Below are 20,507 nucleotides of genomic sequence, written 5' to 3'. Positions count from 1 at the left end.
GGTCAAGGTACATGAAAAACAACTTGAAAGACTATCTTGACGCAGTCAACGTTTTTTCAGCACTACAGGAAGAGCCTGCTTGGATGCTTGAATTGCGTCAAGCTGCGTTAGAAAAAGTAGAAGATTTACCATTTCCAGTGATCGAACGCGTTAAGTACGAGCGTTGGCCATTGTTCAATATTGATGAAGAAGCTTTGCAGGGAAATCAACCATTCAGTGGAACTATTTTACCAGCTTTTGATGAGATGCAGGACAACCCTGTTCTTGTTCAATATGACAGTGCGACTGTTTTTGAACAATTGCCACAAGAGCTGATTGATCAAGGGGTAATCTTCACTGATTTATTTACAGCAATGAAGGAATATCCGGAATTGGTCAAAGAATACTATATGACGAAAGCCGTACCAATGAACGAAGACAAGATGACAGCGGCACACGCTGCTTTCATGAATAGTGGAATGTTCTTGTATGTACCTAAAAATGTCGTCATTGAAGCACCGATCGAAGCTATTTTTTATCACAATGGCAATTTGTCCACACATTTCTTCAAACACGTGTTGATCGTTGCGGACGAGCACAGTGAATTCAGTTATTTGGAACGCTTTATCACTGAAGGTGCTGAAGCAGAAAAAATTTCTGGAAATATCGTGGTCGAAGTCATCGCTAAAGCCGGTTCAAAAGTTAAATATTCAGCGATCGATCAATTAGGTGTGAATTTATCCACTTACATGAATCGTCGTGGTTATATCATGCGTGATGCTTCTGTTGATTGGGCATTGGGAGTCATGAATGATGGAAATATCGTCGCTGACTTTGATTCTGATTTAGTCGGTGAAGGTTCTCATTCAGAGGTGAAGGCTGTCGCAATCAGTGCGGGACGCCAAATCCAAGCGATTGATACACGAGTAACCAATAAAGCACCGCATTCGATTGGTCATATTTTGCAACACGGGGTGATCCGTGAGCGTGGGACGTTGACCTTCAACGGGATCGGGCATATCCTCAAAGGAGCCAAGGGTGCCGATGCCCAGCAAGAAAGTCGTGTCTTGATGCTTTCTGACAAAGCTCGTGGCGATGCCAACCCAATTTTATTGATCGACGAAAATGAAGTCACTGCTGGACATGCAGCCAGTGTAGGGCGTGTGGATCCGGAAGAAATGTACTACTTGATGAGTCGCGGTCTTCGTAAAGAAGATGCCGAACGTTTGGTTATCCGCGGATTCTTGGGTTCTGTACTGACTGCGATCCCTGTTAAAGAAGTTCAAAAAGAATTAGTCGATGTAATTGAAGGGAAGTTGAACGCATGATCAATGCCCAAAATCTTCGCGAAGAATTTCCCATTTTGAATCAAATTGTCAATGATGAACCTCTTGTTTATTTAGACAATGCTGCAACGACACAAAAACCGGAAGCTGTCTTGCAAGCCTTGACGGATTATTACCATTGCAACAATGCGAATGTCCATCGTGGCGTGCATACCCTGGCTGAACGGGCAACACATGACTATGAAGCCTCACGAGAAAAAGTGCGCCAATTTATTCATGCGAAAGAAACTGCAGAAGTCCTGTTCACTCGCGGGACAACTACTGGATTAAATTGGGTATCAAGAAGTTTTGGTGATGCATTTGTTCAAGAAGGCGATGAAATCGTCATTTCCTACATGGAACATCATTCAAATATTATTCCGTGGCAACAATTAGCCGCCCGTAAAAAGGCGAAGTTAAAATATATTGCATTGACACCAGAAGGCTTTTTAGATATGGAGGATGCGAAACGTCAGATCACTGATAAAACGGCGATCGTTTCGATCGCCCATGCTTCCAATGTTCTGGGTGTGATCAATCCGATCAAGGAATTGGCTGAGATCGCTCATGCACAGGAAGCAGTTCTTGTTGTGGACGGTGCGCAAGCTGTTCCTCACATGCCTGTCGATGTCCAAGCATTGGATGCTGATTTTTATGCGTTCAGTGCACATAAAATGTGTGGACCGACCGGTATGGGTATTTTATACGGCAAACGCAAATGGCTAGAACAAATGGAGCCTGTTGAATTCGGCGGTGAAATGATCGATTTTGTCCATTTGTATGAAAGTACGTGGAAAGAACTACCGTGGAAATTTGAGGCTGGAACACCGAATATTGCTGATGCGATTGGCTTAGGTGCAGCTGTTGATTACTTAGAAGCGTTAGGCATGCAAGAAATCCATGATTATGAAGCGAGTTTGGTCGCTTACGTTTTACCGAAGCTGCAAGCAATCGAGGGTTTGACCGTTTATGGTCCACAAGATCCAGCAGATCATACCGGTGTGATCGCCTTCAACTTAGAGGGAATCCATCCTCATGATGTGGCGACAGCACTTGATATGGAAGGCGTGGCTGTACGTGCCGGACATCATTGTGCGCAACCACTATTGAATTATTTAGACGTTCCAGCGACAGCACGTGCAAGTTTTTATTTTTACAATACCAAAGAAGATGCCGACCGTTTAGTAGAAGCGATCAAAGCGACAAAGGAGTTTTTCAAACATGGCACTATCTAAATTAGATAATTTGTATCGTCAAGTGATTTTGGATCACTCCAGTCATCCACATCATCATGGAAGTCTGGAGAATTCAAGTCAGCGAATCGAATTGAATAATCCGACCTGTGGCGATGTGATCCATTTGGAGCTAGACACAGAGAAGGGTGTAATCAAAGACATCGCCTTTTCTGGGCATGGTTGTTCGATCAGTACAGCCAGTGCTTCAATGATGACAGACGCTGTTCTTGGTAAAACATTAGAAGAAGCAATCGCCTTGTCGGAAGACTTTTCCCAGCTTGTGCAAGGCAAGGATATCTCCGAGCTTGAAAAGCTAGGGGATGCAGCGATGCTTGGTGGCGTTGCGAAATTTCCAGCTCGTATCAAATGCGCGACCTTGGCCTGGAAGGCTTTGGAAAAAGCGTTAGAGGATCCTGAAACAGGGATCGGAGAAAGCGGCTTGTTGAAACACGAAGAGGACTAAGCGAATCAAATGACCGTAGTTTGAATTTTAATAGATTAATATGAACGAGAATATGAACGAGGATGTCAGTTCCACTTTGCCAGTCACACTTACGAGGAACTTTAATTTAGTGAGATGGTATGCGTGGTGAGAATAAAACTTAAATTTCGTTTTTTCAGAAATTTAAATACTCTCAAACGAAGTAGCACTAGGAACATAGACTAGTGGAATGATATACGTAGAGAAAATCAAACTAAAGTTTTGTTTTTCAAAACTTTAATAGATTAATATGAACGAGGAGTGAGAAACATGGGAGTACCTGAATTAGAAGAATATAGATATGGTTTCCATGATGACGTGGAACCAGTCTACAGTACCGGAGAAGGCTTGACAGAAGAAATCGTCCGTGAAATCTCACGCGTAAAAGAAGAACCAGAATGGATGCTTGATTTCCGTTTGAAATCATTGGAAGCTTTCCACAAGATGCCTATGCAGGAATGGGGACCAGATCTATCAGACTTGGACTTCGATGCAATCAAATACTATCAAAAACCAAGTGACAAACCAGCCCGCGACTGGGACGATGTACCAGAAAAAATCAAAGAAACCTTTGAACGCATCGGGATTCCTGAAGCAGAACGTGCCTACTTAGCAGGAGCATCTGCCCAGTATGAATCAGAAGTTGTTTATCACAACATGAAAGAAGAATTTGAAAAACTGGGGATCGTATTTACCGATACCGATACAGCCTTAAAAGAGTACCCAGAAATCTTCAAACAATATTTTGCTAAATTAGTCCCACCGACTGATAATAAATTAGCAGCCTTGAACTCAGCCGTTTGGTCAGGTGGAACCTTCATCTATGTACCAAAAGGTGTGCGTGTCGATGTTCCATTGCAAACGTATTTCCGAATCAATGCAGAAAATACCGGACAATTTGAACGTACATTGATCGTAGTTGACGAAGGCGCAAGCGTCCACTATGTAGAGGGTTGTACCGCACCAACGTATTCAAGTAACAGCCTGCATGCGGCGATCGTTGAGATCTTCACACTGAAGGATGCTTACTGCCGTTACACGACGATCCAAAACTGGTCGGATAATGTGTACAACTTGGTAACAAAACGTGCCCGTGCATTAGAAGGTGCCACTGTGGAATGGATCGACGGTAACTTGGGAGCTAAAAGAACAATGAAATACCCAAGTGTGTTTCTTGATGGACAAGGTGCTCGCGGAACGATGCTTTCAATCGCTTTTGCTGGAGCTAAACAAATCCAGGATACTGGAGCGAAAATGATCCACAACGCACCAAATACTTCAAGTTCGATTACTTCTAAATCGATTGCCAAAGATGGCGGCGAAGTAAACTATCGTGGACAAGTAACATTCGGCAAGAAGAGCCAAGGCTCAATCTCGCATATCGAATGTGACACGATTATTATGGATGATCAGTCTAAATCAGACACCATCCCATTCAATGAGATCCACAACAGCCAAGTTGCCTTAGAGCACGAAGCCAAAGTATCAAAAATCTCAGAAGAACAATTGTATTATCTAATGAGTCGTGGACTATCAGAAGTCGAAGCGACCGAGATGATCGTTATGGGATTTGTAGAACCATTTACGAAAGAACTTCCAATGGAATATGCGGTTGAGCTGAATCGCTTGATCAGTTATGAAATGGAAGGCAGTGTTGGCTAAAGCCTTTTTTAGCACTAGAAACGTTGATTTATCAATGTTTCTAGTGCTTCTTTTTTTCGTAAAAGCAAACTAACTACAAAACTAACTACAACAGCGATTAAAATAAATATTTCTCTTTTTCAATGAATTGTGCGAATTGATCTGCACTGCGTTCTTCACGTTCAGGATAGAAGTAGTTATAGACCTGACGAGTCATTTTAGAATCTTTATGACCAACTCGGTACATAATATCCTCTAAGTTCATATCAGCCATTGCGCAAAGAGAGACATGTGTTTTTCTAAATTCATGAAGTGTAATTCGTTTTAAGTTGTACTTAGTCGCTATGACATCATACCAGTCATTTGGCTGACCGGGGCGACAAAAAAGATTATCTTTATTAGGGAAGACTAGCTGATGCTTATTCGTTGCTCTAATTCCCAAAACCTTAAACTCAAACTGCTGTCTAGTTCGCCATTCCTGTAACATAGCCATCGTTTCTAAATCAATTGAAATAGTCCTTTTACCGGCATTTGTTTTGGCGCTTTGACTGGCTACTTTAGTTTTTTTAGATTTTGGATCGTACTCAACTTCTGCCAATGTTTTACTGATTGTTAATTTGTTGTTATCAAAATTAATATCGTTCCATTCTAAGGCAAGTATTTCAGATTTTCTTGCACCAGTGTAGGCTAAAATACGAAAATAGGTTTCGATTTTCATATTGCCATGTTTTTTACAAGACTCCAAGAAAATAGCTAATTCTTTTGGTGTATAAACAGTCATTGTTTCTGTAGCGACTAAATGTTCATCAATTTCTTGACGTTTGATTGGTTCAGTTTTACGCATGGGATTTTCAAGAATCAATTCCTGTTGAACACCATATTGTAAAATTTGAGCAACAGCCCTGCGGAAATAATAAGCTTGCTTATAACCATCTCTTATCCAGCGACGATTGACTTGAGTACAAAATCGGACTGAAATGTCTTTAAGCATTTTATTTCCGAAGTATTCAAGTGCATGATCTTCAATCGCTCTTCTTGTTATCATGATAGTAGATGGTTTTACTTTTAAACGATATTGTTCAATAAATTCTTCATAAAGCTCTTTAAACGTAATATTACCATTCATCTTTAACTTATTTTTATCAAAATCAAGTTGTAACTGTCGATAAGTTTGCTGGGCTTCTTTTTTTGTTTGGAAACCACTTCTAGTAGTGCGTACTTCTTCACCAAATTCAGTTTTTCCAAGGTAACATTGGAATTTCCAAAGCTTTTGATTATACTTAGTGTATTGTTTAAAAGATACTGACATATAAAATCTTCCTTCCTAATTCATTATTTGGATTAGGATATTTTGTTGTTTGTAAGATTTTAATATTCGTTTTTATTCCCTATTGATGTTCAGCACTTTTTAATTGATTTAAAACGTTCTTTAAGTCTTCTAGGTCATATAAATGTTGTCTCCCGATAATAACCGCTTCTAAACCGTTTAGATGAAGCATTTTTAACGTGTCGAAACCAATATGCAGCTCTTTCATTAAGGTTTGTTGGTTCACATATCTACCAAGAATCAAAGGTACTTTATCAGGAGTATTCATAGGCAATTTCCTTTCTGAGACTAATAGAATATTCAAAATTAATCAATAAAATTTTATTCAACCTTTCTTTCAGATATAGAGCCAATAAAGGGACTAAAATTCCTAATGTAGAAGGTTTAGTTTTCGCCAACTTTGATCCTGTGGAGGCGGCTAATGACTATAAAGAAAGTATTGTAGGACCTTATCGTGGTAAATTGCCAGATTCAGTTTTGGAAAATATGGAAGAACAATTATCAGGCTCTTGTACTGTAGAGATAGCCTCATTTAATGAATTTGCCAATTTTTTAACGGATAAAGAAGCCTCTACAAAATTTGATCATATTATTTTTGATACTGCCCCAACAGGTCATACTCTGAGAATGCTTCAATTACCTTCTGCTTGGAATAATTATTTAGATGAGAATGAGACCGCAACTGCTCCTTTAGGACAATTATCAGGTGCTGTAGACAAAAAAGAAATGTATGATCTAGCTGTTAAAACCTTAATTGACGGTCAGAAAACGACGTTGATGTTGGTAACGAGACCGCAAAAAACGTCTTTATTAGAAGCAGATAGAGCGTCAAAAGAATTGGAAGAAATGGGGATTAAAAATCAAGCATTAATTATTAATGGGGTACTGGAAGAAGCAACAGATAAAGTCTCTGAGGAATTTTATGCTATTCAACAGGAAGCATTAAAACAGATGCCAGCAAGTTTAGCTAAGTATCCAGAATATTTTGTACCATTACGTCCATATAATTTAACTGGAATTGAAAATATTAGAAAATTATTGAATGAACATCAAGAAGAACTATTGACGGGATCAATTAAACCAAAAGAATTTCCCCACTTACAAGCCATTGTGGATAATTTATATAAAACGGATAAAAAAGTTATTTTTACAATGGGTAAAGGTGGCGTAGGGAAGACGACGATAGCCGCAGCAATTGCAATGGCATTAGCGGATAAAGGGAAAAAAGTTCATTTAGCAACGACTGATCCAGCAGCACATCTTCAATTTGTTATTTCAGAAACTGACAAAATTAGCGTGAGTCATATTGATGAAGAAAAAGAACTAGCAGATTATCAGTCTGAGATATTAACAAAAGCTCGTGAAACAATGTCAGAAGAAGATGTGGCATATGTTGAAGAAGACTTACGTTCCCCTTGCACACAAGAGATTGCTGTTTTTAGAAAGTTTGCGGAAATAGTTGAAGGAGCAGATAGTGATGTTGTTGTGATTGATACCGCACCAACAGGTCATACACTATTGCTATTAGATTCAACACAAAGCTACTGCCTAAGTTACAAAATGGAGATGAAACAGAAGTAGTAATGGTCACATTACCCGAAGCAACACCTGTTTATGAATCAATTCGGTTAAAAGAAGACTTGGAGAGAGCGGGAATTGCTCGTACTTGGTGGGTAGTGAACAATAGCATGCTTTCTAGCGGAACAACGAACCCAATGCTTTTAGCAAGAGCACAAAATGAAGAAGTTTGGATAGATAAGGTAGCAGAGCTGTCTAACAATCATTACGCAGTGATTGAATGGAAAGCTGAGGATATTTCAGGAGATGCTTTAAGAGATATTTTATAATTTACGATAGGATATAACTCATATTTTACTCATTGACAAAACATAGATAAAGTTCTATATTAAATATAGATGAATATCTATGTGGAGGTGAGAATATGGATTATTTAGGATTATCAAAAATTATGAAGGCAATTGCAGAGCCTAATAGACTTCAAATATTAGATATGATTTCAACTGGTGAAAAGTGTGCATGTGATATTTTGGATAATTTTGATTTTACTCAGCCGACACTATCACATCATATGAAGGTTTTAATTGAGGCGGGAGTAGTAACCGCACGTAAAGAAGGCAAATGGCAATATTATTCTCTGGTGACAGAGAATATTGAAGGATTTCAAGAATTAATACATCAAATATTGAATACAAAACAAAAAGAAGGAGTTATGTAAAATGAGTAAAGTATCGTTGTACGAACCAGCAATGTGTTGTGACACAGGAGTTTGTGGTCCCGGAGTAGATACAGAATTGCTTCGAGTTTCCTCTATTATTCAAACATTGGAAAAAGCCGAAGGTGTAGAAGTAGAGCGTTTTAATTTAACAGGTAATCCTGCGGCATTCGTAGAAAATGAAAAAATTGGTGAGTTGTTACAGTCTAAAGGAGCCGACATACTACCAGTTGTTTTATTAGATGGTGAAATTGTAAAAATGGCTGGTTATCCGTCAAATGAGGAGTTTAGTGTCTATACTGGTGTTAATTTCTCAGAGGATAAGAAAGAAGAACAATCAAATAGTTGCTGCTCTCCATCATCTGGATGTTGCTAAAACGAAGAAACTAATGCCTATGAGAAGAGATTCTCATAGGCTTTTTTATTAAGTGAGACAGAATCTATTGACAATAGATAGATGAACATCTATATTATATATAGAAGAACTTCTATGTATGGAGGGATGAAAGATGGATTATGAATTAACAGCAAAAGTTTTTAAAGCATTAGGAGACCCAAAAAGGGTTCAAATTGTGGATATGCTTTCTTGTGGTGAGCGTTGTGCATGTGATTTATTAGAGCATTTTGAATTTACACAACCAACGCTTTCCCATCACATGAAAGTGTTAATGAATGCAGGGATTGTTCAAGCCAGAAAATCAGGGACATGGCACAATTATTCATTGAATGCGGAGAATATGAAAGTATTATCTGGTGTCATTCAAACAATCATTCAAAACACAGATGACTGTATTTGTCATACGATTGATAATGCTGCATGTTCTTGTGAGGTTAAAGGGAGAGTAACAGCTACAAAGAAAGTAACAATTGCTTAGAATGATGATGTTAAATTTAAAGGAGGAAACCAAACATGAAATTGTACCAACCAGATCAGCTACCATTAACAAAGTATCTATTTTTTACAGGAAAGGGAGGTGTTGGTAAAACAACGACCGCTTGTGGCACTGCTACTTATTTAGCAGATAGTGGGAAAAAAGTTATGTTAGTCAGTACCGATCCAGCAAGTAATTTACAAGATGTTTTTCAAACAGAATTAACAAATAAAGGGAAAGAAATTCCAGAAGTTCCGGGATTAACTGTAGCAAATTTTGATCCTGTAACAGCAGCTGATGACTATAAAGAAAGTGTTGTAGGACCATTTAGAGGGAAACTACCTGATTCTGCTTTAGCGAATATGGAGGAACAATTATCTGGTTCTTGTACAGTAGAGATTGCTGCATTTAATGAATTTTCTGGTTTTTTAACTGATCCAGAAGCAGAGAAAAAGTATGATTATATTATTTTTGATACTGCACCAACAGGTCACACGTTAAGAATGTTACAGTTACCATCTGCATGGAGTAATTTTATGGATGAAAATACAACAGGAGCTTCTTGCTTAGGTCAATTATCTGGTTTAGGTGATAAAAAGGAAATTTATGAGCATGCTGTAGCCACATTAGCTGATGGAGCAAAAACAACTTTAATGCTTGTAACAAGACCGCAAAAGGCACCACTTTTAGAAGCAGATCGAGCTTCTAAAGAATTACAAGAGATAGGCATTGAAAATCAAGTTTTATTAGTGAATGGCGTCTTAGAGGAAGCAACAGATAAAGTATCTCAATTGATTTATGATGGACAACAAGAAGCATTGGCACAAATGCCAGAGAGTTTGAAAGCTTTTCCTGAGTACAGTATTCCTTTACGTTCTTACAATGTGACTGGTGTTGAAAATCTACGCCAATTATTGAAATCCAATCAAGGTGAATTTTTAACTGAAATAGTCACACCAAGAGCATTTCCTAGATTGAAAGACATCGTGAATGAGTTGCATCAATCTGGTAAAAAAGTGATTTTTACAATGGGTAAAGGTGGCGTTGGGAAAACGACTATTGCTGCGGCAATTGCCACTGGTTTAGCAGATAAAGGCAAGAAAGTTCATTTGGCTACAACCGATCCAGCTGCTCATTTACAATTTGTGATTTCTGAATCCGATCAAATCAAGGTGAGTCATATCGATGAAGACAAGGAATTAGCAGATTATACAGAAGAAGTATTAAGTAAGGCTCGTGAAACGATGTCACCAGATGATGTTGCTTATGTAGAAGAAGATTTACGTTCGCCTTGTACACAAGAAATCGCTGTATTCAGAGCTTTTGCAGAGATTGTGGATGATGCCGATTGTGATGTGGTAGTTATTGATACCGCACCAACAGGACATACATTACTATTACTTGATTCTACCCAAAGCTACCATAAAGAAGTAGAGCGGACATCTGGTGAAGTACCAGAATCAGTGAAACGTCTCTTACCTCGTTTGCAAGATGGAAAAGAAACCGAAGTGGTCATGGTCACTTTATCTGAAACAACACCTGTTTATGAATCTATGCGACTACAGGAAGACTTGGATCGAGCAGGCATTGCTCATACATGGTGGGTCGTGAATAACAGTATGTTAACAAGTGGTACAACAAATCCAATGTTACTAGCCCGAGCACAAAATGAAAATACATGGATTGATAAAGTAGCAGAATTATCTAATAATCATTATGGGGTTGTAGAATGGCATGCAGAAGAAATCTCTGGAGAAGCACTACACAATATATTGAATTAGGAGCATTTTATTTTTTTTAAATGATAGATAGAAATTTTTCTATCTATCATGCACTTATTTGAATTTTATGATGGAGGAAGATGATGATGGAAAAAGAAGAACAAAAAGGATTGGGAATATTTGAAAAATATTTAACGCTTTGGGTGGCTTTGTGTATGGTTACGGGTGTTTTAATTGGAAAATATTTGCCAGCTGTTCCAGCAACTTTAGGGAAATTCGAGTATTATCAAGTATCTATTCCAACAGCAATCTTAATTTGGTTGATGATCTATCCGATGATGTTGAAAATAGATTTTACTAGTATTGTCAATGCAGCTAAGAAACCTAAAGGTTTGATTGTAACCTGTACAGTGAATTGGTTCATTAAACCATTTACGATGTACGCTATTTCGGCATTTTTCTTTTTCGTTGTATTTAAAGGGATTATCCCCAATGATTTAGCCAAAGAATATGTCTCAGGAGCAGTATTGTTAGGTGCGGCACCCTGTACTGCAATGGTCTTTGTTTGGAGTTACTTAACCAAAGGAGATCCAGCTTATACATTGGTTCAAGTTGCGATTAATGATTTAATTATTTTAGTGGTGTATGCGCCAATCGTTGCTATTTTATTAGGTGTTGGAAATGTAGCTGTTCCAATTAATACGTTGATTTTGTCGACTGTTTTATTCGTAGTGATTCCACTTCTTTTAGGTGTTGTCACTCGAACAGTCATTATAAAAAATAAAGGACTTCATTATTTTGAAACAGTCTTTCTAAAGAAATTTGATAAGGTTACAATTATTGGGTTGCTTTTAACGCTAGTGATTATTTTTTCTTTCCAAGGTGAAAGAATCTTGAATAATCCACTGCACATTCTTTTAATTGCAATTCCGCTAACCATTCAAACACTATTGATTTTTGCTATTGCTTATACATGGGCTCGTTTTTGGAAGTTGCCTCATTCGATTGCTGCACCGGCAGGCATGGTTGGAGCTAGTAATTTCTTTGAATTATCAGTAGCAGTAGCCATCTCACTATTTGGCTTACAGTCAGGGGCAACATTAGCAACAGTAGTAGGCGTATTGGTTGAAGTACCAGTCATGTTGCTATTAGTTAAAGTTGCGAATAGTACAGTTGGATGGTTTCAAAAAAATGAGTTACCTCAATCGTTAAGAAACTAGTTTAAGAAGACTAAATTTATTGCTTGGAGATGTTGATTGTGGCAGGTGTAACAAAAAAATTATCATTATTAGATCGTTATTTAACCCTCTGGATTTTTCTTGCAATGGGCTTTGGTATTGGATTAGGTTATTTTGTACCAGAGGTTGTAACAGGAATAAATAAACTGGAAGTTGGAACAACTTCTATACCTATTGCGATAGGCTTGATATTAATGATGTATCCACCGTTAGCTAAGGTGAAATATGAAGAGATGTGGCGTGTCTTTAAAGATTGGAAGGTTTTATTATTGTCACTTTTCCAAAACTGGATTGCCGGTCCCATTTTAATGTTTATTTTAGCGGTTGTCTTTTTACATGATTATCCTGAGTATATGGTGGGGTTAATTATGATTGGTCTGGCTCGTTGTATTGCAATGGTGATTGTGTGGAGTAACTTAGCTCAAGCGGACAATGAGTATACGGCAGGATTAGTGGCGTTCAATTCCATTTTTCAAATTATCTTTTATTCAGTGTTTGCCTATATTTTTGTGACAGTTATTCCGGGATGGTTAGGCTTAGAAACGCATGCTGTTTCAATTGGAATGGGTGAGATTGCAACAAGTGTTTTCATTTATTTAGGTATTCCTTTCATTGCAGGCTTTTTATCTCGTTGGATTCTAATAAAGAAAAAAGGAAAGAAATGGTATGAAGAAAAATTCATTCCTAAAATTAGTCCAATTACATTGGTTGCCTTATTATTTACAATTGTTGTGATGTTCTCCGTTAAAGGAGAAAAAGTCATTGAACTTCCAATGGATGTAGTAAGGATTGCCATTCCATTACTCATTTATTTTGTCCTTATGTTCTTTGTTTCATTCTTTATTTCTAAACGTATGGGAACCAGTTATCCAATTGCAGCTTCATTATCGTTTACCGCAGCGAGCAATAATTTTGAATTAGCAATTGCGGTAGCTGTTGGCGTATTTGGTATTAATTCAGGGGAAGCCTTTACAGCAGTAATTGGTCCACTAGTGGAAGTTCCGGTTTTGATTGGTTTAGTAAATGTAGCATTGAAATTTAAGCAAAAATATTTTAAGCAAACTAAAAAAAGGAATGAGGCATCTTTATGAAAATTGTGATTATTGGTTCAGTAGCAGCTGGGACAAGTGTGGCCGCAAAGGCTAGACGAAATACAGAGGAAGCAGAGATTGTTGTCTACGACCAAGACAAGGATATTTCCTATTCAATTTGCGGGATTCCTTATTATATAGGAGAAGAAGTTGAAGAGTTAGATAAGTTGACCCCTAGAAATGCTGCATGGTTTAAAAAGCGTTATAATGTAGATATTTTTACAGAGCATCGAGTGACAGCTATTCATCCTGAAACTCAAACGCTTGAGGTTGAGAATCTTCAAACAAAGGAGAAGAAAACCGAATCCTATGATGAATTGGTTTTAGCAACAGGAGCAAAACCGATTGTGCCAGAGATTTTTAAAGCACAGCAAGCTAATAGAAATCTTTTTCATGTTCGTACTATTCAAGATGCTGCTGCCATTCACTCATTTATTGAAAAAGAAAAGCCACAACAAGCTACTATTATTGGTGCAGGCTTTATTGGATTAGAAATGGCAGAGCAATTGGTTCATAAAGGAATAGAGGTAACTATTATTCAACGTGGCAATCAAGTAATGAAACAAATGGATGCTGATATGGCATATCGTGTCCAAAAGGAGCTTGAAAAGAATCATGTTAAGCTTCAACTGAATACAACGATCACAAAAGTAACTGAGAAGGCTGGCTATATTACTGAATTAGCAACCAATCAAGAGCAAACAATCAAAACGGATTTAGTCATTCTTGCAGCTGGTGTTACTCCGAATAATTCACTTATTCAATCGACAACTATTCAATTGGGAAAATCTGGTGCGATTAAAGTGAATAAGAAAATGCAGACAACGGTACCACATATTTATGCGGTAGGAGATGTTGCTGAAAGCTATTCTGTCATTACAGATAAACCAATATATCGTCCACTTGGATCAACTGCTAATAAGATGGGTAGAATTGCTGGTGATATCATCACAGGAGGAACACTGGAACATCGTGGTATTTTAGGAACTGGTATTGTTCGAGTTTTTGATTTAGCGGTTGCATATACTGGTTTAACAGAAAAAGAAGCTAAATTAGAAGGATTAGAGACAGCTATTCTTTATAATATTAAGCCAGATCATGCGGACTACTTAGGTGGAAAAGAGCTGACAATCAAAGCTTTAGCAGATAAAAGTAGTGGGAGAATTCTTGGAGCTCAGATTATTGGAGAGCAAGGTGTAGATAAACGAATTGACGTAATTGCCACTGCAATTTCATTTGGTGCAGTAGCAGAAGATTTGTTCCATTTAGACCTTGCTTATGCACCACCATTTGCGACAACAAAAGACCCCGTTCTTTATACTGGAATGGCGTTAGATAATGCAATAAGCAATGGAACACCTTTAATGACACCAGCTGAATTGATTGAGCGACAAGCAAGTGGAGAACAACTGCAAATTATTGATACTCGTTCCAAAAAACAATATGAAATTTCTTGTGTTAAAGGGGCTATCCATATTCCATTAGCAGAAATACGTGATAGAGTGGCGGAGCTAGATAAAAATGTAACAACAATCACGTATTGCAATAAGGGCGTAACTGGAAATGCTGCTCAAAATATCCTGTTAAACGAAGGATTTAAAGAAGTCTATAATTTATCTGGAGGAAATAAAAATTACCAGATAATTGCCCAAATGCTTGCCTCTAACTGATTTAATGATGAAGGGATTAAATAGATGACAGAAGAAAAAAGAGTGCTGGCAAGACTTGCCGGTATCTTGGGAGCTTTCCTTGCTGCCAAACTATTAAACTATCAAATAAATGTTGGTATATTTGTAAATTTTGTTATAATTGTTGTGGTTCTATATGTTTTAGCTAAAAAAAGAGAATCTAAAGCTAAAGAAGACAGAAAATAGTTTGTCGCAAATGCAGTTGTACCTTGACTGCATTTGTTTTTTGACAAAAGAAATATGAGTAAGGAGGTAATGAGTAAATGAGCTATGCACTAGATTTAAAAGGCTTAAAAAAAGTATATGCGACCGGTGTTGAGGCGCTGCGTGGTATTGATTTAACTGTAGAAGAAGGAGATTTTTATGCACTGCTAGGTCCAAACGGTGCTGGAAAATCAACAACAATTGGAATTATTACCTCACTTGTTAATAAGACTGCTGGTCAAGTAAAGGTTTTTGATTATGATATTGATAATGATTTAGAGCGAGCAAAGCAACAGATTGGTCTTGTGCCGCAGGAATTTAATTTTAATCCGTTTGAAACGGTTCAACAAATTGTGGATAGTTTGCGGTGCAACACCAATTTTCTTAGCAACCTGCCGATTTGACATTCCTTCAGAATGCCAAGCAGCAATTTTTCCTCGTTCAATTTCAGTTAGGTGCTGACCTTTGTGACGTTGTGTGATAGAATTTGTGCAAGTCATAGTGAAAATCTCCTTATTGGTTTGGTGTTGGAACCCCAATAATACACGATATTTCACTATGATGTTTTTTTATTTTCTTAGGTGGCTAACTTGATTATAAAATTTGCGAAATAGTTTAATTTATATACATTGAATACTTAAAGTTTGAATATTGAGAATCAACTGTTACTCAAAAAAATTGTTACAGCTCCATTTATCGGGCATCTTTTTTCACGAAAATGCAGTGATTCGTTCTCTTGTATCCCATCTTGTAATTTAAGCTGTGTCTCCAAAAAGCATGTGAATAGCTAACTACATCAAAAAGAACTAAACTTCATAAAAGATGAATATTCTAATAAATTTGAAGTTAACTTCAAATCGTGGTGAAATTTCATTGAAAATGAAGTTTAGGAAGAGTCTATAGAATTGACATCGGCAAAATAGATCAAAAAGAAATCGACTTTGTTGCTCGCAAGCTAGATGATACCCTCTATGTTCAGGTTACCTATCAATTGCCTGACAATACGTATGAAACAGATAATTTGTTAAATATTAAAGATAACTATAAAAAAATTGTTGTCACTGGGCGTTACTATGAGCGAGAGCAAATGGATGGTATTCCCATCATTTATATTGCAGATTGGCTATTAGATCAATGAAAAAGGCATTGAGGAATATACATTCCCTGATGCCTTTTTCATTCTCAATGCCTATCCAATTTCCCGAAATATTACTCTGGCTTATCTTTTTCAGCTTGCTTGATTTGCGCAATGTTGAGTTTTTTCATGGTTTGAATCACTTGGTTGACTCTTTGTAAGGTCTCCCAATCATAATGAAACATCTTTTCATTTAAATCGGTAGGAACAATCTGCCAAGAAATACCAAAGGAATCGCAAACCCAGCCGCATTGCTCAGCCTCAGGAACATAGGAAAGCTTTTCCCAATAATCATCTATTTGTTCTTGATCCTCACAATAGACCATCAAAGAAACACCTGGAGAGAAAGCAAAGGCATGCGGTTGAGAACTATCCATGAATAAAAAAGATTGTCCTGACAATGTCGCTGCTCCTTGCATCACTTGTCTTTCCACTTCGGGATCCATCCCTTGCGGATAATAAGTCAGCTGCTTTATTTCAGAATCAGGAAAGACTCTAACGAATTCATTCATTGCTTCCTCGGCTCGGCCAGCGTTCTCTTTTGTAAATAGAAGCATGGTAGATATTTGAGGTTCTTTTAAGGCTGAATTCAGCGAAAGCTGCCAGCTTACGCCAAATTTATCTTGTACCCATCCAAATAGTGGACTGAAAGCATAGTCATTTAGTGGCATCAATGCGGTTCCTTCTTCTTCTAGCGCATGCCACAATTGAGAGAGCATGCCTTCTTCTGAACATTCAATAAAAAAGGAGATCGACGGATTAATAGACTGGTAAGGTCCTGCACTGATTGCGGCGATTTCTAAATCGAAGACTTTAAAAGACACCATATCGACTTCACCTGAAGGAGTCTTTGCCAGTTTTGCCTGACCTAACTTTTCTGATTGTGGAAAAACATTTAAATAAAAGTTCATTGCTTCGACTGCCTGAGTATCAAACCATAAATGTGGAACTATTTTTTGTCCCATGATCTTCACCTATCCTTTTTTGATCCAATGTATTTCTTCTTCATTATACTCTATTTACAGGAAACTACTGTCGCAATTGAGCTTAATGTCCCAGCTATTTCTAATAGAACATCCATCATTGCTCCATAACCATATCACACACTCAATTTTAACAAGTATGCTATATTGGAAGAGGAGAGTAAATAAACGTTAAGATGAGAGGACGATACAAATGGTAAAGGAAAACATTGGTGGTTTAGTCGTTTTATTTGGCGGAACAGGTGATTTAGCTAATCGCATGTTGCTTCCAGCACTGCATCAATTGTATCAAAGAAAGCTGTTATCTGAGAATTTTGCTATTTTAGGAGTAGCGCCTGAAAGTTTAACAGATGACGAATTTCAAGATCATGTACGTGAAGCCGTTGAAAATGGCATCAATTTTGAGAAAGCTGAAGAAGGCTTTTTTAATCACTGTCGCTATCAATCCGCAGATGTTTCAGATCTTGTGGAGATGCGAGAGCTCGCGAAAAAAATGGGGTCATTGACGAAAGAATTTGAGATACCAGAGGAGTATATGTACTATTATTCGATTTCTCCTAGTTTGTATGATGAGACAACGACAAATATTAAAGATGGCAAGTTCTTTGATTTAGGTGGCAATCACCGAGTGATTATTGAAAAACCTGTCGGAGATTCTTTAGAAATCGCAAAAGAATATGCGGAAATATTTGCAAAAGTGTTCGACAGAGAAAATATTTACTTCATGGATCATTTTGTCGGGATGGACTTCATCCAAAATATTTTAGCCACACGATTCTATAATCCGATGATTGAAGGAATTTGGAACAAGAATTTTATCGATAATATTCAGATATCGATCCCGGAAAACTTATCCATCGAGGAGCGTGGGCAGTTTTACGATGAGACGGGCGCATTGCTAGATATGTTTCAAAATCATTTGCTACAAATTTTATCTATCGTGGCTACAGAACTGCCGGATGAGCTTTCAAATGATGCGATCCATCAGAGTAAGTTAGCACTTTTAAAGAATATTCCTACGTTTGACAAAGAGGCAGTTGAACAAAAAGTCGTTCGTGGTCAATACAAAGCAGACAGTGCGGGACATTTTAAAAGCTATCGAAATGAAAATGATATTCCTGGTAACAGCACAACGGAGACTTATGTTGCAGTCGAGATTGACATTGATACGCCTCGCTGGGAAGGGGTTCCTTTTTATTTGCGAACCGGAAAATCATTGATTGAAGACTATACAGCCGTGGATGTGATCTTGAAACAGTCAGAAGGGATGAATGCTGATGTTCCGACACGTATTACCTTTATGGCTGCACCCACACAGGGAATGGCGATGGTTCTTAATCAAAAAGAACCAAATAATGAATACGAACCAGTCATTACATTTTTAGGTCCAGACAAAAAGACCTTTGCAGATCACTATGTCGCCGATCCTTATGAAAATATGATCTATGATGCCTTAGCAGGAGATAGGAAGTATTTCCCATCGTATGAACAAGTTCTGGAGCAATGGCGTATTACCGATAGTATTGTGGAAGCCTGGAAAGAACTGCCAGCACCTGAGTTTCCGAATTACCGCGCCCATACATTTGGTCCAATTGAAGCGGAGACGTTGCTTAATAAAAATAATCATGAATGGATCAAACGAACAGAAGATTTGTAAGTTGTTCATAAAAATGAAGGGAGAGATACGATGTCATCTAATCGGAAAGAGTTTTTTATTGGTTCATTCATTTCCTTATTTGGGATTGTTCTCATTGGATTTGGTGCCGCATTAAGTGAAAAAATGAGTATGGGGCTTGATCCCTTTACAGCTTTGAACAGAGGGGCTTCCTCGCTGCTGGGCTTCGATTTAGGAAGTTACCAGTTGGGTGTCAATCTCCTCGTGTTGGTTATTATATTTCTAATGAAACGTTCCTTGATTGGCTGGGGAACGATTTACAATATGGTGTTAGTAGGCTATCTCATTGATTTCTTCCAATGGTTATTTGATCTAGTCATTGATGTAGATCAAATGAGTTTGATGCTTCGAGTGCTTGTTGCGGTGCTTGCTATAGGTTTCTTTACTTTAGGAGTAGCCACTTATACGGAAACAGATTTAGGAGTAGCCCCTTATGATGCTATTGCGCCTTTGATCGTCGATCGTACGGGCTGGAGCTATACGCCTGTCCGGGTAACTCAAGATATTCTGGTAGTGATCGGGGCCTATCTACTAGGTGGTCCAGTGGGGATCTCCACAGTGATCACAGGATTTTTCTGTGGTCCGTTGATTTCCTTTTTCTCTAAAAAAGTTTCCAAACCCGTAGTAGACAAACTAATGGGTTGATGAAGATTTTAGACAATTCAACAGAAGAGAGTAGCTAGAAATTTTGTAACATCATCATAGGTAAAACAGCAAAAAAATCCCGACCTGCTATAACAGGTTGGGATTTTTTTGCTGTTTTGTTTATGAAAAAGCTGGGTTCGCCTTTCGTTCACTATCTGGAAAATCAGCCTGCAAGGCATGATAAGCGGCGAGAACAGGTGCCGGCATGTCAACATGCGCAATAAATTGTTTTCCTTTCGGACCATAGCCCTCAGGAGTATCATGTAGACGTGGAATCTCTCCCATCAGCAGGGTGAGATAGTGTTCGATGTCCCACATCCCACGAGGTTCTTGGTCAAATGTCAAACGTTCATTTTCTACAATGACAGAAACATGATAAGCTGCATAGTTTAACATAAACAGATTGTCAGGTGCATATTTTTTCAAAGTGGCAGCCATCCGGCGCTGCATCGTTGCATCTTGGATCATCAAAATACTTTCTGTCTTGATCTCGTGCTCTTTAAGTAGCTCAAGTAAGTAGGTGATATTGTTTCCGCAATTCGTCGATCGCGTTTCCAAATAATCCGGTGTCAAATCGTATTTGAGCTTTAAATACTTGGCAAACAATTCTGCTTCTGAGTGGATCTTTTGTTGGGAGAGCTCAGGAGTTTCTTTAGCCATTTCCTGAAAGAGCCGTTCAGAAGTATGTCCATAGCCTCCAACAATGACGTAGTGGCGAGCGATATTTTCACGCATCGCCTGAGCAAAAAGATCGCCACCTTCGATGATACTTCCGCCAAATAACACCAACACATCGACCTTGTCTAAATCATAATGGTCAGACAAGTCCTTTGTAGTCAGGCGACGAAGATCCCGTTGACCACAAAAATTTCCTAAAACATTCATATGCTGAGCAATCGTTTTTAACCGCGAATTTTATAATCAAGTTAGCCACCTGAAAAATAAAAAAACATCATAGTGAAAAATCATGTATTATTAGGGTTCCGATACCAACTAATAAGGAGATTTTCACTATGACGTATTCAAATTCTACC

19 protein-coding genes and 3 pseudogenes are annotated in these 20,507 nt (G+C 38.0%); 17 read left to right on the top strand and 5 right to left on the bottom strand.

Annotated elements, in window-relative coordinates; translation table 11 throughout:
• Positions 1 to 11: 11 nt before the first annotated feature.
• From sufD to sufB, 4 genes are all read left to right on the top strand, one after another.
• The gene (gene sufD / locus ACWODM_RS08165; RefSeq protein ID WP_455320882.1) at positions 12 to 1,307 is read left to right on the top strand and encodes a Fe-S cluster assembly protein SufD; all 1,296 of its coding nucleotides are present in this window, start codon (positions 12 to 14) and stop codon (positions 1,305 to 1,307) included.
• Positions 1,304 to 2,539 (top strand): cysteine desulfurase, encoded by a 1,236-nt coding sequence (locus tag ACWODM_RS08160; RefSeq protein WP_455320881.1) that lies wholly within the window; start codon positions 1,304 to 1,306, stop codon positions 2,537 to 2,539. The genes sufD and ACWODM_RS08160 overlap by 4 nt, the downstream gene beginning before the upstream one ends.
• Entirely contained in the window at positions 2,526 to 3,002 is a 477-nt protein-coding gene (gene sufU / locus ACWODM_RS08155; protein WP_455320880.1) for a Fe-S cluster assembly sulfur transfer protein SufU, read from the top strand. The genes ACWODM_RS08160 and sufU overlap by 14 nt, the downstream gene beginning before the upstream one ends.
• A gap of 288 nt (positions 3,003 to 3,290) precedes the next feature.
• Positions 3,291 to 4,682, top strand: a complete 1,392-nt coding sequence (gene sufB / locus ACWODM_RS08150; protein ID WP_455320879.1) for a Fe-S cluster assembly protein SufB — start codon at positions 3,291 to 3,293, stop codon at positions 4,680 to 4,682.
• Between the two features lie 97 nt (positions 4,683 to 4,779).
• Here sufB and ACWODM_RS08145 read toward each other — a convergent pair whose 3' ends face one another.
• Both ACWODM_RS08145 and ACWODM_RS08140 read right to left on the bottom strand, forming a co-directional pair.
• Positions 4,780 to 5,970, bottom strand: coding sequence for a site-specific integrase (locus ACWODM_RS08145; protein ID WP_002367047.1), 1,191 nt, complete (start codon positions 5,968 to 5,970; stop codon positions 4,780 to 4,782).
• A 79-nt stretch (positions 5,971 to 6,049) separates the two neighbouring features.
• On the bottom strand, positions 6,050 to 6,256 hold the full coding sequence (locus ACWODM_RS08140) for a hypothetical protein (RefSeq protein ID WP_002367045.1): 207 nt from the start codon (positions 6,254 to 6,256) through the stop codon (positions 6,050 to 6,052).
• 80 nt (positions 6,257 to 6,336) lie between these two features.
• Between ACWODM_RS08140 and arsA (ACWODM_RS08135) the strand changes: the two are divergent.
• The 10 genes and pseudogenes from arsA (ACWODM_RS08135) to ACWODM_RS08090 all read left to right on the top strand — a co-directional run.
• Positions 6,337 to 7,835 (top strand): annotated as a pseudogene (arsA, locus tag ACWODM_RS08135) (arsenical pump-driving ATPase); the annotation flags it as partial.
• A 95-nt stretch (positions 7,836 to 7,930) separates the two neighbouring features.
• Positions 7,931 to 8,224 carry an ArsR/SmtB family transcription factor gene (locus tag ACWODM_RS08130; RefSeq protein WP_119721957.1) on the top strand — a complete coding sequence of 98 codons (294 nt, stop codon included), beginning with the start codon at positions 7,931 to 7,933 and terminating at the stop codon, positions 8,222 to 8,224.
• Position 8,225: 1 nt separating this feature from the next.
• A complete protein-coding gene (arsD, locus tag ACWODM_RS08125) occupies positions 8,226 to 8,597 on the top strand; it encodes an arsenite efflux transporter metallochaperone ArsD (protein ID WP_119721958.1) in 372 nt (123 codons plus the stop codon).
• Positions 8,598 to 8,730: 133 nt separating this feature from the next.
• The gene (arsR, locus tag ACWODM_RS08120; RefSeq protein ID WP_455320878.1) at positions 8,731 to 9,096 is read left to right on the top strand and encodes an As(III)-sensing metalloregulatory transcriptional repressor ArsR; all 366 of its coding nucleotides are present in this window, start codon (positions 8,731 to 8,733) and stop codon (positions 9,094 to 9,096) included.
• 35 nt (positions 9,097 to 9,131) lie between these two features.
• Positions 9,132 to 10,874, top strand: coding sequence for an arsenite efflux transporter ATPase subunit ArsA (arsA, locus tag ACWODM_RS08115; RefSeq protein WP_455320877.1), 1,743 nt, complete (start codon positions 9,132 to 9,134; stop codon positions 10,872 to 10,874).
• Positions 10,875 to 10,954: 80 nt separating this feature from the next.
• Positions 10,955 to 12,034 (top strand): arsenite efflux transporter membrane subunit ArsB, encoded by a 1,080-nt coding sequence (gene arsB / locus ACWODM_RS08110; protein ID WP_455320876.1) that lies wholly within the window; start codon positions 10,955 to 10,957, stop codon positions 12,032 to 12,034.
• Positions 12,035 to 12,063: 29 nt separating this feature from the next.
• Entirely contained in the window at positions 12,064 to 13,143 is a 1,080-nt protein-coding gene (gene arsB, locus ACWODM_RS08105; protein ID WP_455320964.1) for an arsenite efflux transporter membrane subunit ArsB, read from the top strand.
• Entirely contained in the window at positions 13,140 to 14,813 is a 1,674-nt protein-coding gene (locus tag ACWODM_RS08100; RefSeq protein ID WP_455320875.1) for an FAD-dependent oxidoreductase, read from the top strand. The genes arsB (ACWODM_RS08105) and ACWODM_RS08100 overlap by 4 nt, the downstream gene beginning before the upstream one ends.
• Before the next feature lie 24 nt (positions 14,814 to 14,837).
• Positions 14,838 to 15,017 (top strand): hypothetical protein, encoded by a 180-nt coding sequence (locus ACWODM_RS08095; protein ID WP_455320874.1) that lies wholly within the window; start codon positions 14,838 to 14,840, stop codon positions 15,015 to 15,017.
• A 77-nt stretch (positions 15,018 to 15,094) separates the two neighbouring features.
• A pseudogene (locus ACWODM_RS08090) lies at positions 15,095 to 15,391 on the top strand (ATP-binding cassette domain-containing protein); the annotation flags it as partial.
• On the opposite strand, the gene ACWODM_RS08085 reads toward ACWODM_RS08090, so the two are convergent.
• Positions 15,311 to 15,535 carry a helix-turn-helix domain-containing protein gene (locus tag ACWODM_RS08085; protein WP_455320873.1) on the bottom strand — a complete coding sequence of 75 codons (225 nt, stop codon included), beginning with the start codon at positions 15,533 to 15,535 and terminating at the stop codon, positions 15,311 to 15,313. The pseudogene ACWODM_RS08090 and the gene ACWODM_RS08085 overlap by 81 nt on opposite strands.
• Positions 15,536 to 15,921: 386 nt before the next feature.
• Between ACWODM_RS08085 and ACWODM_RS08080 the strand changes: the two are divergent.
• Positions 15,922 to 16,173 (top strand): annotated as a pseudogene (locus tag ACWODM_RS08080) (hypothetical protein); the annotation flags it as partial.
• 71 nt (positions 16,174 to 16,244) lie between these two features.
• Here ACWODM_RS08080 and ACWODM_RS08075 read toward each other — a convergent pair.
• The gene (locus ACWODM_RS08075) at positions 16,245 to 17,135 is read right to left on the bottom strand and encodes a VOC family protein (protein ID WP_455320872.1); all 891 of its coding nucleotides are present in this window, start codon (positions 17,133 to 17,135) and stop codon (positions 16,245 to 16,247) included.
• 211 nt (positions 17,136 to 17,346) lie between these two features.
• Between ACWODM_RS08075 and zwf the strand changes: the two genes are divergently transcribed.
• Both zwf and ACWODM_RS08065 read left to right on the top strand, forming a co-directional pair.
• The gene (gene zwf / locus ACWODM_RS08070) at positions 17,347 to 18,810 is read left to right on the top strand and encodes a glucose-6-phosphate dehydrogenase (protein ID WP_455320871.1); all 1,464 of its coding nucleotides are present in this window, start codon (positions 17,347 to 17,349) and stop codon (positions 18,808 to 18,810) included.
• 30 nt (positions 18,811 to 18,840) lie between these two features.
• Entirely contained in the window at positions 18,841 to 19,473 is a 633-nt protein-coding gene (locus ACWODM_RS08065) for a YczE/YyaS/YitT family protein (protein WP_455320870.1), read from the top strand.
• 120 nt (positions 19,474 to 19,593) lie between these two features.
• Here ACWODM_RS08065 and ACWODM_RS08060 read toward each other — a convergent pair whose 3' ends face one another.
• Positions 19,594 to 20,358 (bottom strand): YdcF family protein, encoded by a 765-nt coding sequence (locus ACWODM_RS08060; RefSeq protein ID WP_455320869.1) that lies wholly within the window; start codon positions 20,356 to 20,358, stop codon positions 19,594 to 19,596.
• Positions 20,359 to 20,507 lie beyond the last annotated feature (149 nt).

The organism is Enterococcus olivae (assembly GCF_053760925.1).
The sequence above is the reverse complement of the archived record's forward strand: the minus strand, read 5'-3'. Positions and strand labels throughout refer to the sequence as shown.

What these genes read in the sequence shown, in the direction of transcription:
- sufD (WP_455320882.1), top strand. Translation starts at nt 12, where the DNA reads ATGAAAAACAACTTGAAAGACTATCTTGACGCAGTCAACGTTTTTTCA.
- ACWODM_RS08160 (WP_455320881.1), top strand. Translation starts at nt 1,304, where the DNA reads ATGATCAATGCCCAAAATCTTCGCGAAGAATTTCCCATTTTGAATCAA.
- sufU (WP_455320880.1), top strand. Translation starts at nt 2,526, where the DNA reads ATGGCACTATCTAAATTAGATAATTTGTATCGTCAAGTGATTTTGGAT.
- sufB (WP_455320879.1), top strand. Translation starts at nt 3,291, where the DNA reads ATGGGAGTACCTGAATTAGAAGAATATAGATATGGTTTCCATGATGAC.
- ACWODM_RS08145 (WP_002367047.1), bottom strand. Translation starts at nt 5,970, where the DNA reads ATGTCAGTATCTTTTAAACAATACACTAAGTATAATCAAAAGCTTTGG.
- ACWODM_RS08140 (WP_002367045.1), bottom strand. Translation starts at nt 6,256, where the DNA reads ATGAATACTCCTGATAAAGTACCTTTGATTCTTGGTAGATATGTGAAC.
- ACWODM_RS08130 (WP_119721957.1), top strand. Translation starts at nt 7,931, where the DNA reads ATGGATTATTTAGGATTATCAAAAATTATGAAGGCAATTGCAGAGCCT.
- arsD (WP_119721958.1), top strand. Translation starts at nt 8,226, where the DNA reads ATGAGTAAAGTATCGTTGTACGAACCAGCAATGTGTTGTGACACAGGA.
- arsR (WP_455320878.1), top strand. Translation starts at nt 8,731, where the DNA reads ATGGATTATGAATTAACAGCAAAAGTTTTTAAAGCATTAGGAGACCCA.
- arsA (WP_455320877.1), top strand. Translation starts at nt 9,132, where the DNA reads ATGAAATTGTACCAACCAGATCAGCTACCATTAACAAAGTATCTATTT.
- arsB (WP_455320876.1), top strand. Translation starts at nt 10,955, where the DNA reads ATGATGATGGAAAAAGAAGAACAAAAAGGATTGGGAATATTTGAAAAA.
- arsB (WP_455320964.1), top strand. Translation starts at nt 12,064, where the DNA reads ATGTTGATTGTGGCAGGTGTAACAAAAAAATTATCATTATTAGATCGT.
- ACWODM_RS08100 (WP_455320875.1), top strand. Translation starts at nt 13,140, where the DNA reads ATGAAAATTGTGATTATTGGTTCAGTAGCAGCTGGGACAAGTGTGGCC.
- ACWODM_RS08095 (WP_455320874.1), top strand. Translation starts at nt 14,838, where the DNA reads ATGACAGAAGAAAAAAGAGTGCTGGCAAGACTTGCCGGTATCTTGGGA.
- ACWODM_RS08085 (WP_455320873.1), bottom strand. Translation starts at nt 15,535, where the DNA reads ATGACTTGCACAAATTCTATCACACAACGTCACAAAGGTCAGCACCTA.
- ACWODM_RS08075 (WP_455320872.1), bottom strand. Translation starts at nt 17,135, where the DNA reads ATGGGACAAAAAATAGTTCCACATTTATGGTTTGATACTCAGGCAGTC.
- zwf (WP_455320871.1), top strand. Translation starts at nt 17,347, where the DNA reads ATGGTAAAGGAAAACATTGGTGGTTTAGTCGTTTTATTTGGCGGAACA.
- ACWODM_RS08065 (WP_455320870.1), top strand. Translation starts at nt 18,841, where the DNA reads ATGTCATCTAATCGGAAAGAGTTTTTTATTGGTTCATTCATTTCCTTA.
- ACWODM_RS08060 (WP_455320869.1), bottom strand. Translation starts at nt 20,358, where the DNA reads ATGAATGTTTTAGGAAATTTTTGTGGTCAACGGGATCTTCGTCGCCTG.